The organism is Chryseotalea sp. (assembly GCF_057350905.1).
The window spans coordinates 120,437-143,510 of record NZ_JBMRCF010000004.1 but is presented as its reverse complement, the minus strand read 5'-3'; the positions used below and the strand labels follow the sequence as shown (position 1 = coordinate 143,510).

The window sequence follows — 23,074 nt, the reverse complement described above, 5'->3', positions numbered from 1 at the left end:
TTTCACAAAAAGCCCTACCTTTGCACCCCCTAATCCGATACTATGCGGACGGGGCTTGCTGATAGGTTTCAGCAGGTATTGTAAACCAATTTGCAGTAAAAACGCCCGTTTACTGCATGTAATCCAGGGTAAAGTCCATTATGGCAAAAGCACAAGGTGGTCCTTCAAGACCAAGAAAAACCGCAGATGAGCAAGAAGCTCCTGTAAAAAAAGTAAAAGGACCTAAATCAGCAGATGATATCGCTGGTCAGGACCTGATCCAGGCTGCTAAAGAATTTAAGCGCCAGGAAGAAGAAATCACTTCTGAAGCAATCCCTGCTTCACAATTGAGAAAAGAACTTTACGCTAAGCAAGTAGCTGGCGAGTTCGATTGGGATGCCTATGAGACTAAAGGTTTCGGTGAAGGTTATTCTAAAGAAAAACGTACAGAGATGACCAATCTCTACGGTAACACTGTAACTACTGTTAACAGCGGTGAGTTAGTAGAAGGTATCGTAGTAGGCATCAATGACCGTGATGTTATTTTGAATATCGGTTTCAAGTCTGATGGTCTTGTGCCATTGGCTGAATTTAAAGATAGTGCAAGCTTAAAAATTGGTGATGTTGTTGACCTCTTTATTGAAGAGCGCGAAGACAAAATGGGCCAGTTAGTATTGAGCCGCAGAAAAGCTAAGTTGATGAAGGGCTGGGACAATGTTCAAAAAGCATTGGATGGCGATACCATCATCGAAGGTTTCGTAAAACGCAGAACAAAAGGTGGTTTGATTGTCGATGTATTCGGCATCGAAGCCTTCTTGCCAGGTTCACAAATTGATGTGAAGCCTATCCGCGATTTCGATATCTATGTAAACAAGACCATGGAAGTGAAAGTTGTGAAAATCAACTACACTAATGACAACGTGGTTGTATCACACAAAGTATTGATCGAAAAAGACCTGGAGCAACAAAAGGTAGCCATCCTGAGCAACCTGGAGAAAGGCCAGGTGTTGGAAGGTACTATCAAGAACATGACCAACTTCGGTGTATTCATCGACTTGGGTGGTGTAGATGGTTTACTCCACATCACGGATATTTCATGGGGTCGCATCAACCATCCGGAAGAGATGTTGAAGTTAGACCAGGTAGTGAAAGTAGTAGTGTTGGATTTCGATGGCGACAAGAAACGCATCAGCCTTGGTATGAAGCAATTGACTGCTCATCCTTGGGATTCATTAACTACTACGCTTGAAGTAGGTTCTAAAGTAAAAGGTAAGATTGTAAACGTAGCCGACTATGGAGCATTCTTAGAATTACAACCAGGTGTTGAAGGCTTGATCCACGTAAGTGAAATGAGCTGGTCACAACACTTACGCAATCCTCAGGACTTCATGAAAGTAGGTGACGAGGTTGAAGCAGTTGTATTGACTTTAGATCGCGAAGAGCGCAAGATGTCATTAGGCATTAAGCAATTAACTGAAGATCCTTGGACTCGTCAGGATGTATTAAGCAAGTATGCAGTTGGCACTAAGCACAAAGGCATCGTGCGTAACCTTACTAACTTCGGTCTATTCATCGAGTTAGAAGAAGGTATCGATGGTTTAGTACACGTATCTGACCTTAGCTGGACTAAGAAAATTAAGCACCCTTCAGAATTTGTGAAGGTAGGCGAGACCATGGAAGTACAAGTATTGGAATTGGATGCAACCAACCGCAGACTGGCATTAAGCCACAAGCATTTGGAAGAAAATCCTTGGGATACTTTCGAAACCATTTTCACTGTAGGTTCAGTGCACAAGTGTACAGTTACCAGCAAGAACGACAAAGGCTTAGTGCTTGAGTTGCCTTATGGTATCGAAGGTTTCTGCTCAGCTAAAAACAATGCTAAAGAAGATGGTTCTAAGGCAGAAGTAGGCGAGGCAATCGACTTCAAAGTAACAGAGTTCTCTAAAGACGACCGCAGAATTGTACTTTCATTGAAAGCACTATGGTCAACTGAAGAAGAAAAAGCAGCACCTGCTGGTGCGGCAGCGGCTAAGAAAGGCGCGAAAGCACCTGCTAAAGACGCACAACCTTCTGTGAAGTCAATTAATCAGTCAAACGAAAAGTCAACCCTTGGCGATATCGAAGCATTAAGTGCTTTGAAGAACAAGATGACTGGCGACAACAAGTAATTGTTGTATATAAATGAGAAGAGGGTGGTTCCTGAAAAGGTTCCACCTTTCTTTTTCAAAGGGCATTTGTTGCAACAGCGATAATTGCTATTTTTGAACCATAATTTGAAATTTTGAATTTCAAATTTCTAATTGAATCCGGTTCCGTGGCCGAGTGTCACGCCCCTGGCGTGATGAACTCTGCAAAAGGAATAAAAAGTAAAAGGTTCCGTGGCCGAGTGGCTAGGCTGAGCTCTGCAAAAGCTCCTACAGCGGTTCGAATCCGCTCGGAACCTCTACATGTCAACCTGAAAGGGTTGACATTTTTTTTACCAACTAATCGCCAAGTCGTCTACACCCAACCTAGAACTTTGCGTTTACTTTTCCCCTCATAATTTCCTAATTTAGTTCCCCCTTTAACAGCTTTTATCATACCATGACGGAAAACTCCGATCTATACCACACCATCAGCAAGCTGCAGCTTCACTATTGGTTTAGCGATAAAAAGCATGCCATGGACGCACTCATACACAACAAGTGCGAGCGCGAGCTACTTGAACTCACCAGGGCGCTTGCCAAAGTGTGTACGGTTTCAGTAAACATGGAGATTGAACACAATAACAAAGGCGGATTAAAAACCTGGCTCACCCTCACTGCCAAAACACCCAAGAAAACACCCGCTTCAAAAATAGCAGTTGTCAACATGCTCATGGCCTCCTGCATGGCTACCACCAACCAGGTATCTATTGGCGAAGTACTACATCAATTACTCAGTAGCCTTGTAAACGATAAAGAATTGAATAAATCCGAACGGGACCAACGCAAACAGGCACTTAACCATATAAAAGCAGAGGCAGCTAATTACATCACCAAACTCGACCAGCATCCTGTTATAAAAAAACGCAGATCCAACTTCTATGACCTGCTGCGCAAATATCAGAAAGTACAGAGCATATCTATTGCCCTTACTGACGATGCCAGAAAAACTGTAACAGAAGAGCAGGTACTGCTACGCGATCATTTCAAAAATTTCCTACTCAGTTCAGCAACAGTAGCACCAGAAGTAATAGAGCAGGCACAAATTGAAATCATTTCACCTGTATTAGTAAAAGGAAGGCACAAATGGAAAGGTAATTACAACGGAGCTCCTATTTCCTTTGTTATGAAATCCGATGACTTTATGGAAATGGTGCAATCCGGTAAAGTAGAGTTCAAAAGCGGATCAACCATAGCCTGTACCCTGGAAATAGAAAAGAAAATCAGCAGTACCGGTGCCGAAAGAATTACAGGTTACAACATCATACACGTAAGCTCTTATTCAGAGAATGGCAAAACCATCGTTACCACCGAAGAGAAACATAAGCAAAAGCAGCAGGCAGTAAGCAAGCGCCAGTTAGACTTGTTTGGTTAAAACAAATACTATCCTCAATATTGTAAAGTATTGGACATGCCCCTGATGCGCGCAGGCCACACGCATGCCACCAGGGTCGGGCTGTTCAGGGCTACGCTTCGCTTCGGTGCTGCGCACTTCGTCTGCGGCTCACCCTTACCATCCCTCATGCGGAGCGTTTTATAATTTCCAGCTTTAATATTACCTTTCATATATGCCCATACTCATCTTTTAATAGGTGAGATGGGCATTTTTATTTTACTGTTTTGGATTGAACTAATGAAGACATCCGATAAGATCAAACACAATATTTATCATGGCAGCATTGTTTAAAAATAAATACAGGATAGAAACCACACGGTTACAGACGTGGGATTATGGCAATGATGGCATGTATTTCGTTACCATATGCACCAAAAACCGAAAACATTATTTTGGTGAAATTGTACCATCCGTAGATGCGCCATGCATGGCACATCTACGGATGGTACAATCCGAAATCGGTTTGGTTGCCCACAATGAATGGTACAAAACCCCCGAAATACGACCTGATATGAATTTGCAATTGGGCGAATTTGTGGTCATGCCCAATCATATACATGGGATTATTATCATTGGTAAAAATGAATATAATATTGGTGGTTGTAGAGACGCCATTCATGGCGTCTCTACAACCACCACCACGATGCATCGCGCATCCACCGAATACAAAAACAAATTCGGACCCCAATCCAAAAACCTGGCATCCATCCTGCGTGGATACAAATCTGCCGTTACCACCTACGCCCGAAAAAACAATATTGAATTTGAATGGCAATCGCTTTTTCACGACCACATCATACGGTCTGCCGATGCTTACCATCGAATTTCCAACTACATCAAAAACAATCCCTCTAAATGGGCGGAAGACAGATTTTTTCTAAGGCGATAAGCATTATTGCAAGAGAAATCATTCGTTATATTCGGTACTATGCATTGTAACAACCTTAACGAAACATGCATTGAGGCAAAAAATACGAATCATTAGGTATTTCTACTTAAACGAAATTTAAACGGGCTTTTTAAATTTGAGCTTGCAAATGACTGCCCATCTGGCGTCAATTGCTGCACAAACCCACAAAGCACTGGATAGGCGATTCAGTGCTTTGTTATTTTTAAATATCTACCAGGGTCGATAATGACACGCCTAATGCATTAGCAATTTCATGCAGACTGTAAATTGAAGAGTTCACTTTCCCATTCTCAACCTTCTCTATAGCTTGAGGCGATTTCTCTGCTGCTCTAGCGAGATCAGCCTGTGACCAGCCTTTTTTAGTCCTTAGAGCAATAATTCGCTGGCCAATAAGTATGTTAAGCTTTTCTTTAGTCACACCATAAAGTTCAGTCTTGTGTTTGAAAATATTATCATATAATTGTATGATGATTAAAATCTCTTAAATATCTTTATCATATAATTGTATGATATATGAAAACCAAGACGATTGATCATCAACTACCTACAGAAAAAGAACTCCTGCTCTACCTGATAGCACAAGACCTCAAAAGCCGTAGGTTCTTTGATGGCCTGCGCGCACCGGGCCTGGACGATGACTACTACCATTCTGAACTTGGCGACCTCATACTTACCTATGCTCGGCTCGACACTGACTCTAATGAAGTAACAGATTTTTATTATAACCTGCTGGGTAAACACGCCTTAAACCTGGCCGCTGACAATAAAGACCTGAATAAGGCCGCTCAGGAAGTTTATAACACATTGATAACTTTCCAGGAACAAGAAGACAAAACATCAAGTTGAAGGGAGCTATGCACCAAACCAGATAACTGATCATCTTTACTTTGCATGGCTCAAATCAATCCATCAAAACTATAACGCGCATTTTCCCAAAAGCTATCCAGTGAAATAATCCTCGGTTTGAAAAAAGAAATCAGTTCAGGCCATTGTGCTTTGTTAAAAACAGAAACGTCAGGTAATTCACAATAAATCCGACTGATGATTTTGCTTTCATTCACCGTCAAGTGTAAGCGCCACATCCATTCCTCACCCAGTGTGGTGTGCAATAAAGTTTTAAGTTCCAGAAACTGCTCGTAATATAATTCCTGAAGCTCAGTATCGCGGTGCTCAAGCGAAATGGCTATAGTGGCAGACTTGATACCGGCATCCATACGAAAAAACACATCTCGAACGCCAGTATGGTAATTGATCCAGTTTATTTTCAAACCCTCGGCAGATGGAATCGGGCTCATATACTTTCCAAATGCCGTCCAGAACTCTTTCCGAATCACCGATGCCTCCTCACGATTATACATGCTGCAAAATACTCCGATGAAAGTAATTAGAAAAATAACTGACAATGAAAGACGCTTCACTTTAAGGAAGAGGCATGCCTGGTTTAAGCGCTTTCAGCTTAGTTCTCAGAGAACGACATTGGGCCTACATTTTTAATTTTTTTCATTCCGATGTATATATTTATGAACTATATATTCATTCACTTACCTTCGTTAGTCACAACTCCGTTTTCCCAGTGCCATTCAAATACTTAAGCATACAAAAAAAACCTTCTCCTCAAATTGAGGCTTTGCTAAAAGGTAATGTTATTGGTACGCCCGGTTTGAGTATGTTATATCAACATTTGGGGGTTGACCAAAAACTGCACAACATTGCCAAACCCCATTTTATTACAGTGCAGCGAAATGATGACATCATGGGCACCTGTTGTTTTTGTGAACGCGATTTTCAAGGTACGCTGGGATTATACGTGCGTTACTTTGCTTTTAGAAATAATTTCAGAATAAAGGGAATACCACAGAGTAAAGACAAACAAAAAACCTCTATTATTCGCAGTGAAGTAAAAACGTTACTGAATGGCACTGGCCTCCTGCATGACAGACAATCTGGTTTCTTCCACTATGCCTATGTTGATCCGCGCAATCCACGGTCAGCCAATATATGTGAAGAATTTGGCTTTGTGCCTATCAGAAAATATACAACAAGAATTTTCAGTCGTATTTTCCCGCAGCATCACCCTAATCTTAAGATTAATGAAACCACTACTTCTTCTGAGAAGATCAGAGAACTGCTTAATAATTTCTACAGCGACTACAATCACTTTAGTTTCGAAAACTTGAACAAGACTTACTATTACATAGAAAATCAAGCAGGCGAAATTATTGCTGGCGTTCAGGTGAACGCTGATGCATGGCGGGTATTAACCTTGCCCGGCAAGTATGGTAAAGTACTGCTTAACATTTTTAATAGCACTCCTTTTCTATCCCGACTTTTATCTAAACACTTCAGCTTTTTAGCAGTGGAGGGTATTTATTGCAAAGCCGGACATGAGCAAGTCTTTGAAAATTTATTAGAAAAATTGCTCTGTCAATTCAGATTACATACTGCCATTATAGTGGTGGATAATGCTTCATCGCTGTACGAGCTCACCAATAAAATTGATTTGGGCTGGCTGGCAAAATTATCACCCGAAGTACATGGAAATGTAATTGTACGCCACCATCAGTTGCCCCATGATTCTATTGCCAAGGAAAAAGCAAGACCCTGCTATATTTCTGTTCATGACGTTTCGTAAGTTAACGCTTGCAAGCCATTTTGGTGAATAGATTATTTTCAGCTGAATACTGAGATCACACACGATTTACCAATGGAATTATCAATTTGCTATTTAATTTTTTGTACATTCATCTTATAAATTCTCTATATGCTTACTACTCCAGCTGCACGAAAAGTGGCCATTGTCGGTTATAACCGTATTCCTTTTGCAAGGCAAAATACAGCGTATGCCACTGCCAGCAATCAGGACATGCTCACCGCTGCGCTGAAAGGTTTGATAGAAAAATATCAACTCCAGGGTTTAAGATTAGGTGAAGTGGCAGCCGGAGCTGTAATCAAACATCCACAAGAACTAAACCTTACGCGCGAATGTGTGTTGGGCACTGATCTCGATCCACACACACCTGCTTGCGATATACAGCAAGCTTGTGATACTGGTATTGAAACGGCAGTATACATTGCCAATAAAATAGCTCTTGGGCAAATAGAAGTCGGTATAGCTGGGGGAGTTGACTCCACAAGCAACGTACCCCTATTATTAAGCGAAAAATTAAAAACAATTTTACTTGCGGCTAACCGTAGCAAAACCTTTGGTGGGAAAATTGCTCAGTTTTTAAAAATCAGACCTTCTCATTTTGCACCTGTGGCCCCCGCTAACATGGAACCACGCACCGGCCTGGCCATGGGAGGTCATACAGAAATAACCGCTAAGCATTATGGCATTGCCCGCGCTGATCAGGACGCTTATGCTTTGTCGAGCCATCAGAAGATGACGCAAGCGTATGCAGATGGATTTTTTAACGATATGCTTAGTCCTTACCTTGGCCTGACACGCGATAATATTGTACGAGCAGACAGTACTTTAGAAAAACTATCTTCACTCAAACCTGCTTTTGACAAACAAAACGGATCACTCACTGCTGGTAATTCATCTCCCCTGACAGATGGTGCATCTTGTATTTTATTGGCGAGCGAACAATGGGCACGCGAACGCAACCTGCCAGTACTGGCCTATATTAGTTATGCAGAGCTGGCAGCTATTGAATATGTAGATGCTAAGCAAAACTTATTGTTGGCTCCGGTATATGCCGCCAACCGTATGTTGCAAAAGGCAAATTTGCGTTTGCAGGATTTTGATTTTTACGAGATACATGAAGCCTTCGCAGCGCAAGTACTCGCAACACTTAAAATATGGGAGAGCGAAGCATTAAGCAAGCAATTTGGATTGCAGCCGCTTGGGAGTATTGATCGAACTAAACTGAATGTGAAAGGAAGTAGTCTGGCGGCTGGCCATCCCTTTGCTGCTACAGGAGGAAGAGTGTTGGCAGTCATGGCAAAACTACTGCACCAAAAAGGTTCTGGGCGTGGCTTTATTTCTGTATGCGCTGCCGGTGGTCAGGGTATTACAGTAATACTGGAGAAATAATTCAACTTTTAGAATTAACAGATATTTAGGCTTACTAAAACACAGTTATAAAGTTATGTCATCAGAATAAGGCACAGCGTTTTCTAGACAAATGAAACTCATCTCAATAATTAATCGCAATCTCCTTCGTTAGGCTTGAAGAGTACTACTATTCATAAGTTTTCTTTGGTTTATTTGCATAATTATCTCCTTTACTCCGTATTAATACGTATTTAGTTTATTGTAAATCCTGACCATCTGATTATTATAATAGTATTAACCAATGGTATTTGTCTAACCTTTATTTATATTGATATATAGTTTAACGTGCTGTAAAGATTTTATTGATACTTAGGCATTAAAGGCCAGTTATGGTATAAATATGTTGATAAATAGAATTTTCTGATATGAAAAGTAAAGGGTTATTTTATTTACTGTTTTCGGTTTATGTGATATGGAGTATCGAGTTATCTGCTCAGGGCTTAGTGGAAGAAAAAATTGACAGCTTATATACTTTAGCAAATTCGATAAAAGGAAAGGCAGGAGACAGTCTAAGAATTGTTGCAAACAATTTAATAGTATTAAGTAAACAGGAGGGTAATGAGTTTGGTCTTGTAAAGGGAAAGCTTATGCGCTCACTGTATCTTATTAATAGAATGAAGCTTGACTCAGCTAAGCAACTATTAAATGAGTGCGAAGCTTATTTTAAAACAGGTAACGACAAAGCTGAATTAGTTGAAGCGGGAGTATACAATTTTTTACTTACTGAGATAACCATACGAAGAGGTCAATTTGCTGAAGCAGAAAAGTATGCTACTGAGGCTATGAAAAATTATCAGTTGAATAAGAATGATAAAGGTATCGCGGCCGTATTCTTACAGCTAGGTAATATTAAGTATTTACAAGAAAATTATTCAAAGGCCTTAGATTTCTATTTACAAGCTTTGAGGCATAAGATAGGTGCTGGTTTCAATGTGAGCACATACGCATACGAACTGAAGAAAGTAGCAGATATATATGAGCAGATGGGGCAATATGATAAGGCACTCGCATACTTGCGCAAGGCTTATATCCCAAGTTCATCTAGTATTAATAATTCTAATATATTTAAGCTCATGGGTAATATTCACCAGCAACAGAACAATCTGGATAGTGCAATGTATTATTATCAACAGGCTAAGCATTTACTTTCAACTTCGGATGACAAAGCCACGCATGCAAGTTTAGATTTAGACATAGCAGCGTTAATCGCACTCAAAGGTGACTTTAAGGAGTCAAGCGCTATTTTATTGAAAATGCTTAGTCAGAATACCTCTTCCCATTTCATGCTAACCTCAAGAATATGGAGTCATCTGTCCTATAATTATTTGAAATTAAACAACATGGACAGCGCATTATATTATGGAAGAAGGGCGTATCAGGCAGTTGAAGGAAAAGACATGAAATTCGAAACCATCAATAGTGCGTACGTTCTTTCAGAGGTATTTAAATCAAAAGCTAGATTCGATTCAGCCTATTATTATAGTGCTATTTATCACCAAAGTAAAGATTCACTTTTTAATACTGAAAATCAAAGAAAGTTAAGTTCACTCTATGCTGAAATTGAAACATTGGCAAAGCAAAACGAAATAGATGCCTTAGAAAAGCAAAATCAAATAGATCAGGTTCAAAACAGAAACTTGATACTTGCTATAGCACTTGGCTCCATTTCATTCATTTCGCTTTTAGTTAGTTTAGTTTTATTCTATCGAAACAGACAAAAAAGACAGATTCTTAATAACTTGTTTCTTCAGCAGGAATTAGATAAAAAAAATAAGGATTTACATGATCAGGCACTTAAAATGATATACATGAATAATAGTTTCATGGAGATAGAGGAAAGCCTGAAACGCCTTCATTTTCAATCTCCGGATTCAGCAAAAGATGTAAGACAACTTCTCAGTAATCTTCAGTTGAATAGAACACTTGAAAAAGAATGGGATAATTTTAACCGCTACTTTGGAACCGTTCATGGTAATTTTTTCGATAAAATGAATACTGATTTTCCTGAGTTATCCACTTCAGAAAAACGCCTTGCTTCCCTGATTAGAATGAATCTTACAAACAGAGAAATAGCGTCTATATTAAATATAGAGTCATCAAGCGTGAAAATCGCCAAATACAGACTAAAGAAAAAATTAAACCTGAGCGAGGAAATTGATATTCATTCGTTCTTCCAAAATCTAGATTAACATCCCCGCCACTCTTTTAAAAGCCAGCATTAACTAGCAGCTGCGATTTTAAACAAAACCAAAGATTCTTATTAAAGCTAGCGATTATCGATAAGCACAATAAAATAGTTTGATGGATTGGATGACCTTACTTCACTAAGTTCCAATTGAAATTATTTTCTACACTGACCCATTTCCTACATATATTGAGCTAATCAAAACCTCTCTTTGATTTTTCAAGTTCTACTTTTATATCGTTCCTGGTTCAATAAACAGTATGCCGATGAGAACGATAAAAGCCCTAATTTTATTTTGGCTATTCAGTGTAGAATTCGCTTATAGCCAAGTTAGCTCAGCCACTTTACAGGCTGTATTCTTATATCAATCTATTAAATACTTGGAGTGGCCATCCGATGATTTAGCCAATTTTGAAATTGTAGTTGTAGGTGATGGAGAAATTTTCCATGAACTTCAGAAAATTGCTAAATCAAGAAAGATCGGGAATCGTGCAGTTATGGTAAAGCAAGTAAAGAATCTTTCCAGCCTACCATCATGTCACATTATAATTTTAACGGGTAATGCGCAAGATGAAACTTTATCAAATGTGCCCAGTGCTAAACCCATTTTACTTGTTACCAATGCTGATGGGCTCTTAGAGAAAGGTAGTGATCTCAACTTTATTAAAAAGGGCGATAAATTGTTCTATCAGCTGAACGCTTCAGCACTCCAAGAAAAGAAAATAAAAGTAGCCAGTTCTTTTTCTGCCATGGCAGAAAAAATTATTTAGCCTTTGTTCAAAAATTAAAAATGATGCCTTATGAAATCAACTAAACACTATTGGTTTAGCATTACGCTGTTGCTATGTGCAAACCTTTTGTATGCCCAAGGGTCTAATACTGAAGAAGTAGTGGATCTTTTTGAACTCTCTTTAGAGGATCTGCTAAATCTTGAAATTACCACAGCCACAAAAACCGCTGGTAAAGCCGATGTAGCCCCTGCTATAACAGAGGTAATTACTGCTGAACAACTCATGCAACGAGGTTATCAAAACCTGGGCCAATTATTAAATGACATTGCCAATAACCACCAAGACAGAAGTAACTGGGGTATAGGTGAGCCAATTCACCAGAACGTTGGTTTTGGTTTTAGATTTGACTCAGGCCAGAATATATTAATGCTGTTTAATGGCCAACGCTTAAATGCCTTTTTGCCCGGTAATCGTTTTGGAGGTGAAGAATATCTGCTCGATAATATTGAGCGAATTGAGATTATCAGGGGGCCCGGTTCTGCGCTTTATGGCACAGGCGCTTTTACAGCTGTAATAAATATCATTTCAAAGAAACTAAATAAAAGTAATGCCGAGGCTACTGCAAGTGCAGGTGCAGCGGTGACACCAACAGCTCGCGGTGTAATTTATAATGGAACTTTGCTTACACCGATTTCAAAGAAGGGCAGTTTAAATGCAGCCTTCCGTTATTCGAAAGAAGATGGACAAGAACTTCAGGTTAATAATACGCTCTTTGGCAATCAAAAACTCAGAGATGGGATTAATTATACCTATGATGGAGAAGTAGTTATGTCGTGGAATAATCTTAATGTGCAAAGTAAATTTACAAAGCAAAGTCGAAATACTTTTACAGGTTTTAACGCAGTTAACCCTGCCAGTATGGACGAGTTGGAATTATACATGCATGCCTATTCATTGGGCTTAGATTATTCAAAAAAAATTAATAAATCTACCTTCAAAATTTCTGGTGGATGGCATAACGATAACTGGACAGAAGTAGCACTCATTCCAATTTTTGTTCCTCAGGTTACACCAGGGGCACCCCCTCAATTAGATGTTGTTACTCTATATAGAAATGGTGAGGATATTCAAACTTCTTTTTTTATTGATGGACAAGGAGCGGACACCAGATCATTAGATGCCGAAGGACAATGGACATATAACTATAAGAATAGCAATAACATTGTATTAGGTGTTTATGTAGCCGATGATAAAGTAATTGATGCCGTTAGGCCAAGTGAATTGAATCTAGTTCCCCTTCAGTTTTATCCTTTTCGCGAAATCCGTGACGCTGAAAATAATTGGTTATTCGATCTAGATGCCTCACGCCAAACCTTAGCCTTTTATGCACAGGCAGATTATCACATCACTAAACAACTTTACTTAAATGTAGGTGCACGTTTTGACAATTTTTCAGGATCTGGAATATTAACTAGCCAGCAATATTCTGAGTTTAATCCCAAAATGGCGCTTGTATTTGATGGAGAAAAAGCGGGGACAATAAAAGCATTGGCAGGAACGGCCACCCGAATTCCTAATGGATTTGAAACACTTTCTTCAGTGTCAATATTAGGTGATCCTACCAATACACCAGAACGAATACAGACTTATCAACTGCAATGGATTAAAAACTGGAAATCCAACTTTAGAACTGAGGCTGGATTTTTTCATTCAAGTATTGCTAATAGATTGGAAACAAACGCAAATATTTCTGACGAGTTAAAAGCCAATGGTTTTATAGGTCAGTTTGTAAATGTAGGGAATGGCATCATTCAGTCGAATAACGGAGTGGATGCTAAAATAGTAGCTAGGTTTTCCAAAACAATATTGCAGGTAAACTTTACGCAATACTTTAATAGCGATAACGGTATTGGTGAATCAATCATGTATATGCCTACTACAATGCTAAATTTTGATTACACAATTCCTGTAAAATGGATGAGCTTTAATCTTGGTGGTAATTTCAGAGGCGGTTTTGAACAACCTGTTTATGACATGCGAGAAGGTATAAAAGATTATTTTGTAACTCGCCTTAATCTCGTTGCGGCTCCACCAACAATTCCGTTTCAGTTTAACCTGATGTTCAGAAATTTATTGAACGCAACATATTATTACCCTTCGTCATCTCTGGACTTTATTAATCACTTTCCTGCGCGGGGTATAGATGTAACCTTAGGATTTACTTATAAACCAAAATTGTAACCTTAATTTAGAAATTTTAATTATGAAAAAAATGATGCTTTTCGTGAGTATTATGCTTTTTATTTCAGACTTAGCTATTGCTCAAACTTCAAGCCTGTCTATTGTTTCAGAAAATGAACCCTTCATTCTTTATCTTAATGCAACCAATGTTAGTCCGATGGCAAATACAGTTGCCGTTGTTCATGGACTCAGAATTGGACGTAATCATATTCGGATAGCATTTGTGGGAAAAGGAATTCCTGAATTAAATGCTCAGCTTGAATTAGCAGATGATGGTAAAATACATCAATTGGCTTATAAAGTTGTTAAGGATACAAAAGGCAAGCAATTTTTGAAGCTTATCTCTGATAACATCATTACTTCACCCGACCAGCATAGTCAACAAAAAAAACTAAATGGAAATGCTTCGACCAATACAAGTGCAGCCTATAAGTCCGATGCGTCTGTGAATATAAATGCCAACCAGACTGGTAATGCGTCAACAAACATTCAGACACAAGATGGTAATACGGAACTACAGGTAGCCGTAAGTCAAAATGGTGTTAGCATGAACTTGCAAATTCCTGAAGAAAAAAAGGCGACAAACACAAATGAAAGTACTTTTTCAAGTCAGATTCCTGGAGTAGATGATGGCCTGATGTGCACTGCCCCCTCAGTGGATGCTCAAACATTTTTGAAGTTTAAGTACAAGCTTTCAAGTGTAAGTATGGAAATGTATAAGGCAAAAGATATAAAGGAATTTATGAATAAACAGTGCATGTTGGCAAGCCAGGTTGCAGAATTGGTCAAGATGATTGAAATGAATGATTACCAGTATGAAGTTGCACAACTTGGGTATTTGCGAACCTATGACCAGGCTAACTATGGAGTGGTAGTAGATGCACTAATGGCGGATTTCAATAAAGAGAAATTAATAAATTTTATTGGGTCTAATCAGACAAAGGGGAGTGCCTTACCAATAGCTAGTAAAAAAAGTACGCCAGTTGATGAAGACATAAATGAGAAAGAAAATATTCAGCAGCAACCTTCACCAACACCCTCATATAACACAACCAGCGTCAGCTCATCTTGTATAGCAATGGAATCAAATGAATTTGATGAGGCATTAGAGGCTGTTGATGAACCTATTAATGAAGATAACAAAATGGAAGTAGCAAAATCTGTTTTTGATCAGGAGTGCTTAAATACAAATCAGGTTTACAGAGTTTTGGAACTTTTTATTGATGAAGATAGAAAGTTAGATTTTGCAAAGTTTGCTTTCTCACGTACTTCAGATAAGGATAAATATTTCCGACTCAACAAAGCCTTTATAAACGAAAATCGCATTACAGACCTAAGCAATTTTGTAAAAAAGAACCGATAGAATATGATAAATCTAATTCAAAAGGATAATTGGCTTGAACAAGTGAGACGTGCCGGTAAAGATTTTTTACGCTTTAAATTTAATGGGGTTCTTACGCAAAATAAAGCGCTGGATCTTTGCAACCAATGGGAAAAATTTTGCCATGATCAACCTGAAAAAACTTTCGTTATTGTTTTTAATGCAACAGATATGAAAAACTACGAACCAAGAGCACGTGTAATCTTTCAAAAGTGTATTGCTAGGGTCAGTAAGCATATCGATCGGATTTGGGTAGTAACCGATTCCAAACTTGTTTTAGTAGGTGCATCAATTGTAAGCTTAATAATAGGCTTGCCAATACGAGTGGTGCGAAATGAAGAGCAGATTGTAATTTGATTGGCAATCAATTAGCAATTAAGATAATCGTAATGTCTAAATGGTTGACTATACTTCGGTTTACACCTGTTATTCTAGGAATGTTGTTGCTTTTAAATATTGAAATTAAGGGACAGCCAAATGACAATTTGACTTTTTGGTTCTTAGAAGATACAATGGCAAGATATGAGCTTTCAGATATTCTTAATAACGATGGCAGATTCAAACCACTAACCCAGAATAAGTTATTTTATAATATTACCGAGTCAGCAATTTGGATAAAATTTAAGCAGAAATTAAAAAGCTCAGACAATAATCTATTGTATCTAGAGCTATCGACCCCTACAATTCATTACTTAGATTACTTTTATCCCAATGACTCATCAGGCTATTCCCACTTATCTACAGGTTTTCTAAAAAAATATTCTACACGACCAATCTTGTCTGATCACTTTGTATTTCCTGTCAATGCAGATTCAAACTGGCATTATTTGCGTTTAAAAAGCGGCCATTTTCTAAATACGGATCTACGTATTACAAATTGGTCAGTTATATCGGGAGACTCTGACAGACGTCACTTAATCTACGGATTATATATTGGGATATTGCTGGTGATAATAATAATTGTTATTGTGTTGGTTTTACAAACCAAACAATTCCATTTTTTATTCTATATCGGATTCATTGTTGCTGCAAGTACAGTACCATTAGTCGAATCCGGAATTTATTTTGAAAATATCTGGCCGGAACATCCAATATTTAATTATCTTTTTCTGCTGTATACTTTTGCAGTTTCCTATTTTATCCTTTCTTTTCTAAAGTATGCTTTCAAAGCCAATGAACTTGCCGGGACATTGTTCTATTTTAATTTCTGGGTGTTAACAGTTTTTCCTGTTTTTCCAACAGTTTATTTTCTGTGGAATAATCAGTATTCCCAAGCCATTGTTGTAGTTCAGATTTCGTCAATGCTCATTGCATTCTCAGTGTTACTCATGACACTCATCTGCTTTTATAAAAGCAGGGTCTTTAAATCGTACTACAGATTAATTGGTGTTGGGCAGGTTTTAATGGTGTTTAGTGTTGCTATCTATCTTGCAGCTCAAAATCAGTTTATCAACCTGGGATTCTATCGTGATTTTGTGATCATGTCTGGCGGAGTAGCTGAAGCCATTTGTTTTACCATAGCCATTTTTATTTATCAGAGTGCTGTAATTAAAAAATACTATAAATTACTGCGAAAGCAAAATAGTAATTTATTAACGGCAGTGGCGTTGCGTACAAATGAGCTAGAACAGAAAAATAGTGCCCTTGTGGCTGCCATGCAGGAAAAAGATAATCTGGTCAATATCGTAATTCATGATTTGAGGAGCCCACTCAATCAGACTAAAGCATTGGGTAAATTGCTGATAAACCATGTCAACGATGCAGAGGCTATGAATGATATGCTGAAGCGAATAGAGCAAGCCTCAGACCATGGGATAAAATTGATTAATGAGCTAAGCAGTATTTCAAAAATTGAACAACAAAGTGATAGTATAGAATTTGAGAAAATTAATTTATCGGAACTGGTAGCACCACTCCTGAATAATATGGATGTGATTGCTACACAGAAAAGAATAAAAATCGACACTGAGCTTAATGCAGATGTTGTTATTGAGAGCTACTCCAATTATTTGATCAGAATTATTGAGAATTTATTATCCAATGCAATTAAATTTTCATCATATGGGTCAAAAATTGATTTTTCAATAAGTGAGCAAAGTATTCGAATAAAAGATTATGGTCCAGGTTTTACAAAAGAAGACATAACCAGGGCTTTTGGTAAATTTCAGCGCCTCTCAGCTAAACCCACAGCCGGAGAATCATCTACAGGCTTGGGCTTATACATTGTAAAATTGTTGGCCGAAAAACTTAATATTGAAATTGAATTAATTAGTGAGCCTGGTGAAGGCTCAACTTTTATACTTAATTTTAGAATCTAATCGGAAATTTAAATATCTATTTTAGTCAGAGTTGGAAGTAAAAAATGTAAATTATTTTGTCAATTACTTGAAGCGCTAGCAAGAATGGATGTTTTTTAGAGTTTCAGTAATTTTGCAAAAAATACTTGCTTAGCGTGGCTCAGTTGCAATAGATAAACACCAGATGGCCATTTTGAAGCATCAATTTTTAATTGGTCAGCCTCAAGCTCTAATAAAATCTCAATGTTTTGGCCATGCATATTTGATATCTTAAGTTCATAATCATCCTTTATCCCAGCAGGTAATTTTACATAGAGATGGTTAAGCAAAGGATTGGGGTACAGACCTATACCTTCCAGTTTCTCAATATCGTTAAGCCCAACAATTTGGGTACTTATTGGTTGTTGAAAACCAATAAGTAGATGGTTACTGGAATTATTGTTGGTTCCAATGAAACTCTCACCAAGGGACCATTGGAGCTGCATTCCCGAATCAATATGATAAGCGCCTCCACTACCCATTAGTGTTTGCGCCTTTAATTCATAACAGACTGATAGTATACAAACAATTATTCCTATTACTCTCATTTTTTATTAGCATTTTGATTTTTGTCATTAGCTTTTTCAGCTTTCATCAGCTTTATTTCATCAGCTAAAATAGCTAGCTCATTTTCAAACAATGATCTTAAATTATCATTATTTTTTTGCAAGGCTTCAATTCTTTTTTGCTGATCTTTAAGTGCCTCTAGTAAAAATGGAATAAACGCAGTATAGTTTACTGATTTAAAACCCTTCGCGTCAGTATGTACAATTTCTGGTAAAATATTTTCTATCTCCTGAGCTATTACACCATATTGAATACGCTTTTCATCAGCAATACTGTCGGCTTTCCAGGTATACTGATAAGTATTAATGGCATTTATAATATTCATTACTGTATTTGCATCTAGTCCTTTTACGTTCTCCTTTAACCTTATGTCAGAAGTTTCAGTCACCGAAGTGGTCGTCACAATACCTGTGACAATGGCATTACCCACTACATGCATTTTTTCACTGGGTGTATTTGTTCCAATGCCGACACGTATATTTCCGTTGCCAACATTACCCAGAATGATAGCATCATTCTGGGCTACAGTAGCCTGGTATCCAATCGCCACGCCATTTTGTACATTACCTACTGTATTTGTAAATGAGCCTAAGAGCACGTTCGAGCTTTCTATGTCAATATTTTGACCAGCACCATGTCCAACAACCACGTTGTTATCGGCACCATTTATGTTTGTTAAAGAATTTCCACCTACTGAAATGTTTTGAGTTCCGGCACTACTGCTTGTATTCATAGCAGATACGCCCAGCGCAATGTTAAAGTTTCCCGATAATGCCGCATCCATGCTGTAAATTCCTATTGCAATATTATTCGAAGAACCATTTGTAATCCCTGATAATGAATTACTTCCTACAGCAATATTTCCTGAACTTAAAGTTGTTAGTTGTTCTCCTGCAAATGAACCAATGGCTACATTACTATGACTATCAATATTGTCATTCATTGAGTACGCACCAATAGCAACATTGTCAGGTCCTGTGGTATGGCTTTGCAAGCTAGCATGCCCAACAGCAACATTTCTGTATGTAGCACCTACATTGCCTAATCCTGCTAATGGACCTGCATATACACTTTCATTTCTGATATCAATAATTTGTGTTGAGCCTCTTACCAAAGGCCCTGCTATACTTAAATTGCCACTGCTTGAAATATTTCCAGTAATATTTAGGTTACCACTTCCAGTAATGTTTCCTGTTAGACTAAGATTATCGTTAATACTCACTGTCGTGCCAGTGCTCGAGATATTTGTTACCTCCAGTCCACCTCCTGTAATGCTAAGATTATCATTAACAGTTACTGTAGCACCGCTACTCGATAGGGTGCTTACTTCTAATCCTCCAGTGACAACGGCAACATTGCCCTGGAAGTAACCAGCGTAATTAGTGGTGGCACCGCTAGCAGTACCATAAATTCCATAATTGGTTGTACCAGTACCGAAAGCCCTTCCGTATGTTCCATAATTGGTTGTGCCGGAACCGGTTGTTAATCCAATAACACCATAGCTTGTTGTTGCAGCGCCACTGGCGGTACCGCGAACACCAATATTTTCGTTACTGGAACCAGTGCTGCTTGCATTAACACCAAAATTAAAATTTCCGACTCCATCAACAGTCGTAAGCAAGCCATAATTTGTGCTTGTAGCATTTGTGCCCTCCACCCTGCCTCTTAGGCCAACATTAGATCCCGAAGCGCCTGTTGCAAAACCATAACTCCCATAATTTTGAGTGGCACCAACATTGTTTGCCATATTTAAAGTAGCAAAATTGAATCCTGTCCCGCTAAGAATATTAGTCACACCAATATTTACATGATTGGCTGCATCACCTTCCGTAAAAAAGTGTAGCTCACCAGTTTCATAGCTTGAACCTGTTATTGCTTCTAGAGGATCATAACCAGTATGTGTTGTAGCGGTAGTGGTACCATCTACATGAATTTTATGTAACGGCAACTCAATGCCTATACCCACTCCACTGACTGCATTAGATGTTGAAAGTACAGAACCTGCCGTACTATTTATTATTCTAAACTCATCGGTACCATTCAGCTGAATACTGGACCCGCCTCCATAAGCTTCCTGTAAATTATTTAATTGTTCTGCCACCACTTCATCTATAGCTGCTTGTACTGTTGTGGCGGAAAGTCCCGAAGTTGTATTACTAAATGCCACCTGTTGTGCATTTTGTAAATAGGGCGTTAAGTCAATAGTACTTGGATCACTGGTAAGCGAAAGTATATTTCCGCTTAACTGTAAATCCTGAATTTCGTTAGTTGTGCTGGCATCTGCATCATTGAGTAAAGAAGCTAAATCAACAGCGTTTCCATTGGCGATACTTAAACTTGTACCTAAAAACGATAAGGTTTGCTCATCAGTATTAGTGCCCACATAAGGCCCAAGATTAACAGTGTTTCCTGATTGCGATAATTGTAAAGTTGATCCGGAAAGAGATAAGTGTTGAATTTCATTTACAGGATCAGCATCAGCATCGTTTAAAAGAGTTGTCAGGTTAACCGAATTACCTCCAGATAGACTTAATGTGGTGTTGGAGAAACTTAGGGTTTGCAATTCATTTGTCGGGTCTGCGTCATCATCATTAATGAGTGTGCTCAGATTAACACTATTTCCTCCGGAAATACTAAGATTATTGTTGTTGAAACTTAATATTTGATTATCGGTATTGTCAAGTAATGAGGCAAGATTTATCGTTGTGGGGTGCCCACTAATACCCAACACTGTCCCATTAAAATTTAAAGACTGTATTTCGTTTGTATTATCAATATCATCTGCTCCACTAAGACTTTGCGCTTTTGTGGCAAATAATGCATAAGGAACCGAGGAAAGTTGTTGTTGACTAATAGCTACATTGGCTCCATTAATATTAGCACTCGCCTCAAAGGTTACTGTACCACTAGACCAGTCGATAGCATTAAAGTTTCCACTTAAAATTGTACCGTTTCCAATTTGAATAGCTACTTGACCGTACGCATTGGTTTGAGTATTATGAGACTCACGGTATGCAAAACCAGCGGAGGAGAGACTAGACTTAAATCCAATTTCAAGTACCAAGTTCTCTGATGTGATAAGATCTCCTTCATTACTTCTGATAACGGCTTGAAAATTTATGCGAAGTGGTGCTTGTGCATGACAAAGAATGTTCATGAAAATAAATAATATGAGTATGTAATTTTTCATAAAATTGACCTTTTATTGAACTTTAGTATTTGCATTTTGATATCATAAAATTAGTAGCCTCTTAATAACAAGGATGTAATACGTAGCTCAGTTGGTATTAATATTAGCTTAATATTTAATTCAGAATCTCTATAAATAAAAGGGCTATTTTAAAAAGTATATTCTAAAAAGATCAATTATCATCTATAGGTGATCAATAATTGGTATCCATTATTTTTTTAAATAGATTTTCAATATTACAGTTCTCACTTAATCCATTGTTGATATGAGAGACCGCATGAAATTTTTATCAGCCATCCCCCTGATAGCAGCAACCTTAACTAGTCTAGCACAATGTCCTATAGATGAGAATGACTTGGCAGATGGCGGAACTTTTTCTGGTACATGTGCTTTAGCCGTTGGATTAAACGTTACCATTACAGCAACAGTAAACTGGACCAGTGGTACCCTAACTATTACGGGAGGTAGTGGGAGAATTCGAGTAGACAATGGTGCAGTACTAAATGTGCAAGGGGGTGCCATTATTACAACCGATGATGGTGACTCTAATGGAAACACTGATGGACCAATAGATGTATTACCCGGAGGAACAATTAACGTATTTGCAGGTGCTTCTATAACTTGTGCAGAAAGAATTACGGTGGATGATGGTACTTTCAATATATATGGGACTGTTCAAAGTCTGCGGAGTTCTTTCGATATAAGTTCAGGAGGCACTATTTTTGTTGACGCGACTGGTAACTTATCTTTAGGCGGCAGCGGAGATGCTACCATTGTTGGTGCATTAAATGTAGAAGGTAACCTTACCATGTTAGGTGATGTTGAAATAAATGGTGGTTCGGTCATTATATCCGATAACGCTAATGTAAATTTGGATAATGATTTATTTGTTTATGGTGGAGGCTCTCTACAGATTATTGATAATGCTTATGTAGAAATTGCTGGGAATTTGGCCAACTCGGATGACTCTCCTGATTTCCGAACGCCTGCAGGACCTGGAAGCATCATCATTGGAGGGACTTTAGTTGTGGGAGATAATTTGTATATAGACGATACCACCCCTGATAGTGAATTACTCGGTCAGGTGGGTGGTGAATTATCTGTTTTTGGTGGCTACTTTATTGATGCAGAATGCCAGACCTACACGCAAGATGAGTTAACATTCTGTGATTGTTCAGGCAATGGAGCAGCTTGTAGCGCATCTTTACCTATTGAACTTATTGACTTTAGTGCAGAGCAAATGGGCAATAGTGTTTTGTTAAAATGGATTACTGCCTCTGAACTTAACAATGAATCTTATACATTAGAACGCTTCACAGATTTAGATGATATTAATGTGCTAGTAAAAATGCCTGGAAAGGGAACAACCAACGAAATTAGTGAGTATAGTTTTATCGACCGAAACCCTTTTATTGGAAACAACTATTATCAGTTAAAACAAACAGACTTTAATGGTAATTCTACTTATTCAAAAACTCTTAAACTCAATGTGAATCAAGTAAGACAGCAGTTAAGCATCTTCACAAATATAAACCAGGAGACTTTTATCTCTTTGCGGGCCAGTGGTTTTATACCATTTGCAATTCTTCCTGTTTCTGTTTTAGGAGTTAACGGAGACATTATATTATCTACGTATGAGACTACAAACGAGAGTGGTGTTATTTTAAAAGAGATAGACACGACAACTCTGAATCCTGGTTTGTACATTATTAAAGTTGCATCACTCCACACTAAGTTTATAAAGTAGCCAGTCAAAGCTAAAAAGATCTATTTTCTCCCTATAAGAATATTCTATGATGTTTATTTTTAATAAAGCATTAGATCATCCATGTGTTTTTTAGATCAATTACCCTTATAGTTTAATTGTTATTGCAAAAAGTTCAATAATAGATTTTCTTAATCCTTTCAAATA

At 38.1% G+C, this 23,074-nt stretch carries 18 protein-coding genes and 1 tRNA gene; 14 read left to right on the top strand and 5 right to left on the bottom strand.

Going from position 1 to position 23,074, the window contains the following annotated elements:
• Positions 1 to 140 precede the first annotated feature (140 nt).
• The 3 genes from rpsA to ACO1XM_RS07275 all read left to right on the top strand — a co-directional run bounded on the left by rpsA (position 141) and on the right by ACO1XM_RS07275 (position 3,540).
• Complete coding sequence (gene rpsA / locus ACO1XM_RS07285; RefSeq protein WP_486227366.1) at positions 141 to 2,150, top strand: 30S ribosomal protein S1; 2,010 nt, start codon at positions 141 to 143, stop codon at positions 2,148 to 2,150.
• Positions 2,151 to 2,354: 204 nt separating this feature from the next.
• Positions 2,355 to 2,425 (top strand) — tRNA-Cys (locus ACO1XM_RS07280).
• Between the two features lie 140 nt (positions 2,426 to 2,565).
• Positions 2,566 to 3,540 (top strand): hypothetical protein, encoded by a 975-nt coding sequence (locus ACO1XM_RS07275; protein WP_486227364.1) that lies wholly within the window; start codon positions 2,566 to 2,568, stop codon positions 3,538 to 3,540.
• A gap of 14 nt (positions 3,541 to 3,554) precedes the next feature.
• Here ACO1XM_RS07275 and ACO1XM_RS07270 read toward each other — a convergent pair whose 3' ends face one another.
• The gene (locus tag ACO1XM_RS07270) at positions 3,555 to 3,731 is read right to left on the bottom strand and encodes a hypothetical protein (RefSeq protein WP_486227362.1); all 177 of its coding nucleotides are present in this window, start codon (positions 3,729 to 3,731) and stop codon (positions 3,555 to 3,557) included.
• Between the two features lie 104 nt (positions 3,732 to 3,835).
• Here ACO1XM_RS07270 and ACO1XM_RS07265 point away from each other — a divergent pair, with 104 nt between their 5' ends.
• Positions 3,836 to 4,450: a transposase gene (locus ACO1XM_RS07265; RefSeq protein WP_486227360.1), complete on the top strand. Its 615-nt coding sequence runs from the start codon at positions 3,836 to 3,838 to the stop codon at positions 4,448 to 4,450.
• Between the two features lie 223 nt (positions 4,451 to 4,673).
• Here ACO1XM_RS07265 and ACO1XM_RS07260 read toward each other — a convergent pair whose 3' ends face one another.
• The gene (locus ACO1XM_RS07260; RefSeq protein WP_486227358.1) at positions 4,674 to 4,889 is read right to left on the bottom strand and encodes a helix-turn-helix domain-containing protein; all 216 of its coding nucleotides are present in this window, start codon (positions 4,887 to 4,889) and stop codon (positions 4,674 to 4,676) included.
• A 95-nt stretch (positions 4,890 to 4,984) separates the two neighbouring features.
• On the opposite strand from ACO1XM_RS07260, the gene ACO1XM_RS07255 reads away from it, so the two are divergent.
• Positions 4,985 to 5,317, top strand: a complete 333-nt coding sequence (locus ACO1XM_RS07255; RefSeq protein ID WP_486227356.1) for a hypothetical protein — start codon at positions 4,985 to 4,987, stop codon at positions 5,315 to 5,317.
• A gap of 50 nt (positions 5,318 to 5,367) precedes the next feature.
• On the opposite strand, the gene ACO1XM_RS07250 is transcribed toward ACO1XM_RS07255, so the two are convergent.
• Positions 5,368 to 5,829 (bottom strand): DUF4268 domain-containing protein, encoded by a 462-nt coding sequence (locus ACO1XM_RS07250; protein WP_486227354.1) that lies wholly within the window; start codon positions 5,827 to 5,829, stop codon positions 5,368 to 5,370.
• Between the two features lie 215 nt (positions 5,830 to 6,044).
• Here ACO1XM_RS07250 and ACO1XM_RS07245 point away from each other — a divergent pair, with 215 nt between their 5' ends.
• The 8 genes from ACO1XM_RS07245 to ACO1XM_RS07210 all read left to right on the top strand — a co-directional run bounded on the left by ACO1XM_RS07245 (position 6,045) and on the right by ACO1XM_RS07210 (position 17,387).
• Positions 6,045 to 7,103 carry a hypothetical protein gene (locus tag ACO1XM_RS07245; protein ID WP_486227352.1) on the top strand — a complete coding sequence of 353 codons (1,059 nt, stop codon included), beginning with the start codon at positions 6,045 to 6,047 and terminating at the stop codon, positions 7,101 to 7,103.
• Positions 7,104 to 7,232: 129 nt separating this feature from the next.
• On the top strand, positions 7,233 to 8,510 hold the full coding sequence (locus tag ACO1XM_RS07240; RefSeq protein ID WP_486227350.1) for an acetyl-CoA C-acetyltransferase: 1,278 nt from the start codon (positions 7,233 to 7,235) through the stop codon (positions 8,508 to 8,510).
• Between the two features lie 386 nt (positions 8,511 to 8,896).
• The gene (locus ACO1XM_RS07235; protein ID WP_486227348.1) at positions 8,897 to 10,720 is read left to right on the top strand and encodes a tetratricopeptide repeat protein; all 1,824 of its coding nucleotides are present in this window, start codon (positions 8,897 to 8,899) and stop codon (positions 10,718 to 10,720) included.
• 262 nt (positions 10,721 to 10,982) lie between these two features.
• The gene (locus ACO1XM_RS07230) at positions 10,983 to 11,486 is read left to right on the top strand and encodes a YfiR family protein (protein WP_486227346.1); all 504 of its coding nucleotides are present in this window, start codon (positions 10,983 to 10,985) and stop codon (positions 11,484 to 11,486) included.
• 30 nt (positions 11,487 to 11,516) lie between these two features.
• Positions 11,517 to 13,688: a TonB-dependent receptor plug domain-containing protein gene (locus ACO1XM_RS07225; protein WP_486227344.1), complete on the top strand. Its 2,172-nt coding sequence runs from the start codon at positions 11,517 to 11,519 to the stop codon at positions 13,686 to 13,688.
• 22 nt (positions 13,689 to 13,710) lie between these two features.
• A complete protein-coding gene (locus ACO1XM_RS07220) occupies positions 13,711 to 15,051 on the top strand; it encodes a DUF4476 domain-containing protein (RefSeq protein WP_486227342.1) in 1,341 nt (446 codons plus the stop codon).
• A gap of 3 nt (positions 15,052 to 15,054) precedes the next feature.
• On the top strand, positions 15,055 to 15,426 hold the full coding sequence (locus ACO1XM_RS07215) for a hypothetical protein (RefSeq protein WP_486227340.1): 372 nt from the start codon (positions 15,055 to 15,057) through the stop codon (positions 15,424 to 15,426).
• Positions 15,427 to 15,458: 32 nt separating this feature from the next.
• Positions 15,459 to 17,387: a sensor histidine kinase gene (locus tag ACO1XM_RS07210; protein WP_486227338.1), complete on the top strand. Its 1,929-nt coding sequence runs from the start codon at positions 15,459 to 15,461 to the stop codon at positions 17,385 to 17,387.
• Between the two features lie 95 nt (positions 17,388 to 17,482).
• Here the strand turns inward: ACO1XM_RS07210 and ACO1XM_RS07205 are convergent, their stop codons facing one another.
• Together ACO1XM_RS07205 and ACO1XM_RS07200 are read right to left on the bottom strand one after the other, a co-directional pair.
• Positions 17,483 to 17,953: a T9SS type A sorting domain-containing protein gene (locus tag ACO1XM_RS07205; RefSeq protein WP_486227336.1), complete on the bottom strand. Its 471-nt coding sequence runs from the start codon at positions 17,951 to 17,953 to the stop codon at positions 17,483 to 17,485.
• Positions 17,950 to 21,162 (bottom strand): beta strand repeat-containing protein, encoded by a 3,213-nt coding sequence (locus tag ACO1XM_RS07200; RefSeq protein WP_486227334.1) that lies wholly within the window; start codon positions 21,160 to 21,162, stop codon positions 17,950 to 17,952. Before ACO1XM_RS07200 ends, ACO1XM_RS07205 begins: the two co-directional genes overlap by 4 nt.
• A 265-nt stretch (positions 21,163 to 21,427) precedes the next feature.
• Here ACO1XM_RS07200 and ACO1XM_RS07195 point away from each other — a divergent pair, with 265 nt between their 5' ends.
• A complete protein-coding gene (locus ACO1XM_RS07195) occupies positions 21,428 to 22,909 on the top strand; it encodes a hypothetical protein (protein ID WP_486227332.1) in 1,482 nt (493 codons plus the stop codon).
• The last annotated feature ends 165 nt before the right edge of the window (positions 22,910 to 23,074 follow it).

Coding starts and splice junctions, on each gene's coding strand:
- rpsA (WP_486227366.1), top strand. CDS start 141: ATGGCAAAAGCACAAGGTGGTCCTTCAAGACCAAGAAAAACCGCAGAT.
- ACO1XM_RS07275 (WP_486227364.1), top strand. CDS start 2,566: ATGACGGAAAACTCCGATCTATACCACACCATCAGCAAGCTGCAGCTT.
- ACO1XM_RS07270 (WP_486227362.1), bottom strand. CDS start 3,731: ATGAAAGGTAATATTAAAGCTGGAAATTATAAAACGCTCCGCATGAGG.
- ACO1XM_RS07265 (WP_486227360.1), top strand. CDS start 3,836: ATGGCAGCATTGTTTAAAAATAAATACAGGATAGAAACCACACGGTTA.
- ACO1XM_RS07255 (WP_486227356.1), top strand. CDS start 4,985: ATGAAAACCAAGACGATTGATCATCAACTACCTACAGAAAAAGAACTC.
- ACO1XM_RS07250 (WP_486227354.1), bottom strand. CDS start 5,829: ATGTATAATCGTGAGGAGGCATCGGTGATTCGGAAAGAGTTCTGGACG.
- ACO1XM_RS07240 (WP_486227350.1), top strand. CDS start 7,233: ATGCTTACTACTCCAGCTGCACGAAAAGTGGCCATTGTCGGTTATAAC.
- ACO1XM_RS07235 (WP_486227348.1), top strand. CDS start 8,897: ATGAAAAGTAAAGGGTTATTTTATTTACTGTTTTCGGTTTATGTGATA.
- ACO1XM_RS07230 (WP_486227346.1), top strand. CDS start 10,983: ATGAGAACGATAAAAGCCCTAATTTTATTTTGGCTATTCAGTGTAGAA.
- ACO1XM_RS07225 (WP_486227344.1), top strand. CDS start 11,517: ATGAAATCAACTAAACACTATTGGTTTAGCATTACGCTGTTGCTATGT.
- ACO1XM_RS07220 (WP_486227342.1), top strand. CDS start 13,711: ATGAAAAAAATGATGCTTTTCGTGAGTATTATGCTTTTTATTTCAGAC.
- ACO1XM_RS07215 (WP_486227340.1), top strand. CDS start 15,055: ATGATAAATCTAATTCAAAAGGATAATTGGCTTGAACAAGTGAGACGT.
- ACO1XM_RS07210 (WP_486227338.1), top strand. CDS start 15,459: ATGTCTAAATGGTTGACTATACTTCGGTTTACACCTGTTATTCTAGGA.
- ACO1XM_RS07205 (WP_486227336.1), bottom strand. CDS start 17,953: ATGAGAGTAATAGGAATAATTGTTTGTATACTATCAGTCTGTTATGAA.
- ACO1XM_RS07200 (WP_486227334.1), bottom strand. CDS start 21,162: ATGAAAAATTACATACTCATATTATTTATTTTCATGAACATTCTTTGT.
- ACO1XM_RS07195 (WP_486227332.1), top strand. CDS start 21,428: ATGAGAGACCGCATGAAATTTTTATCAGCCATCCCCCTGATAGCAGCA.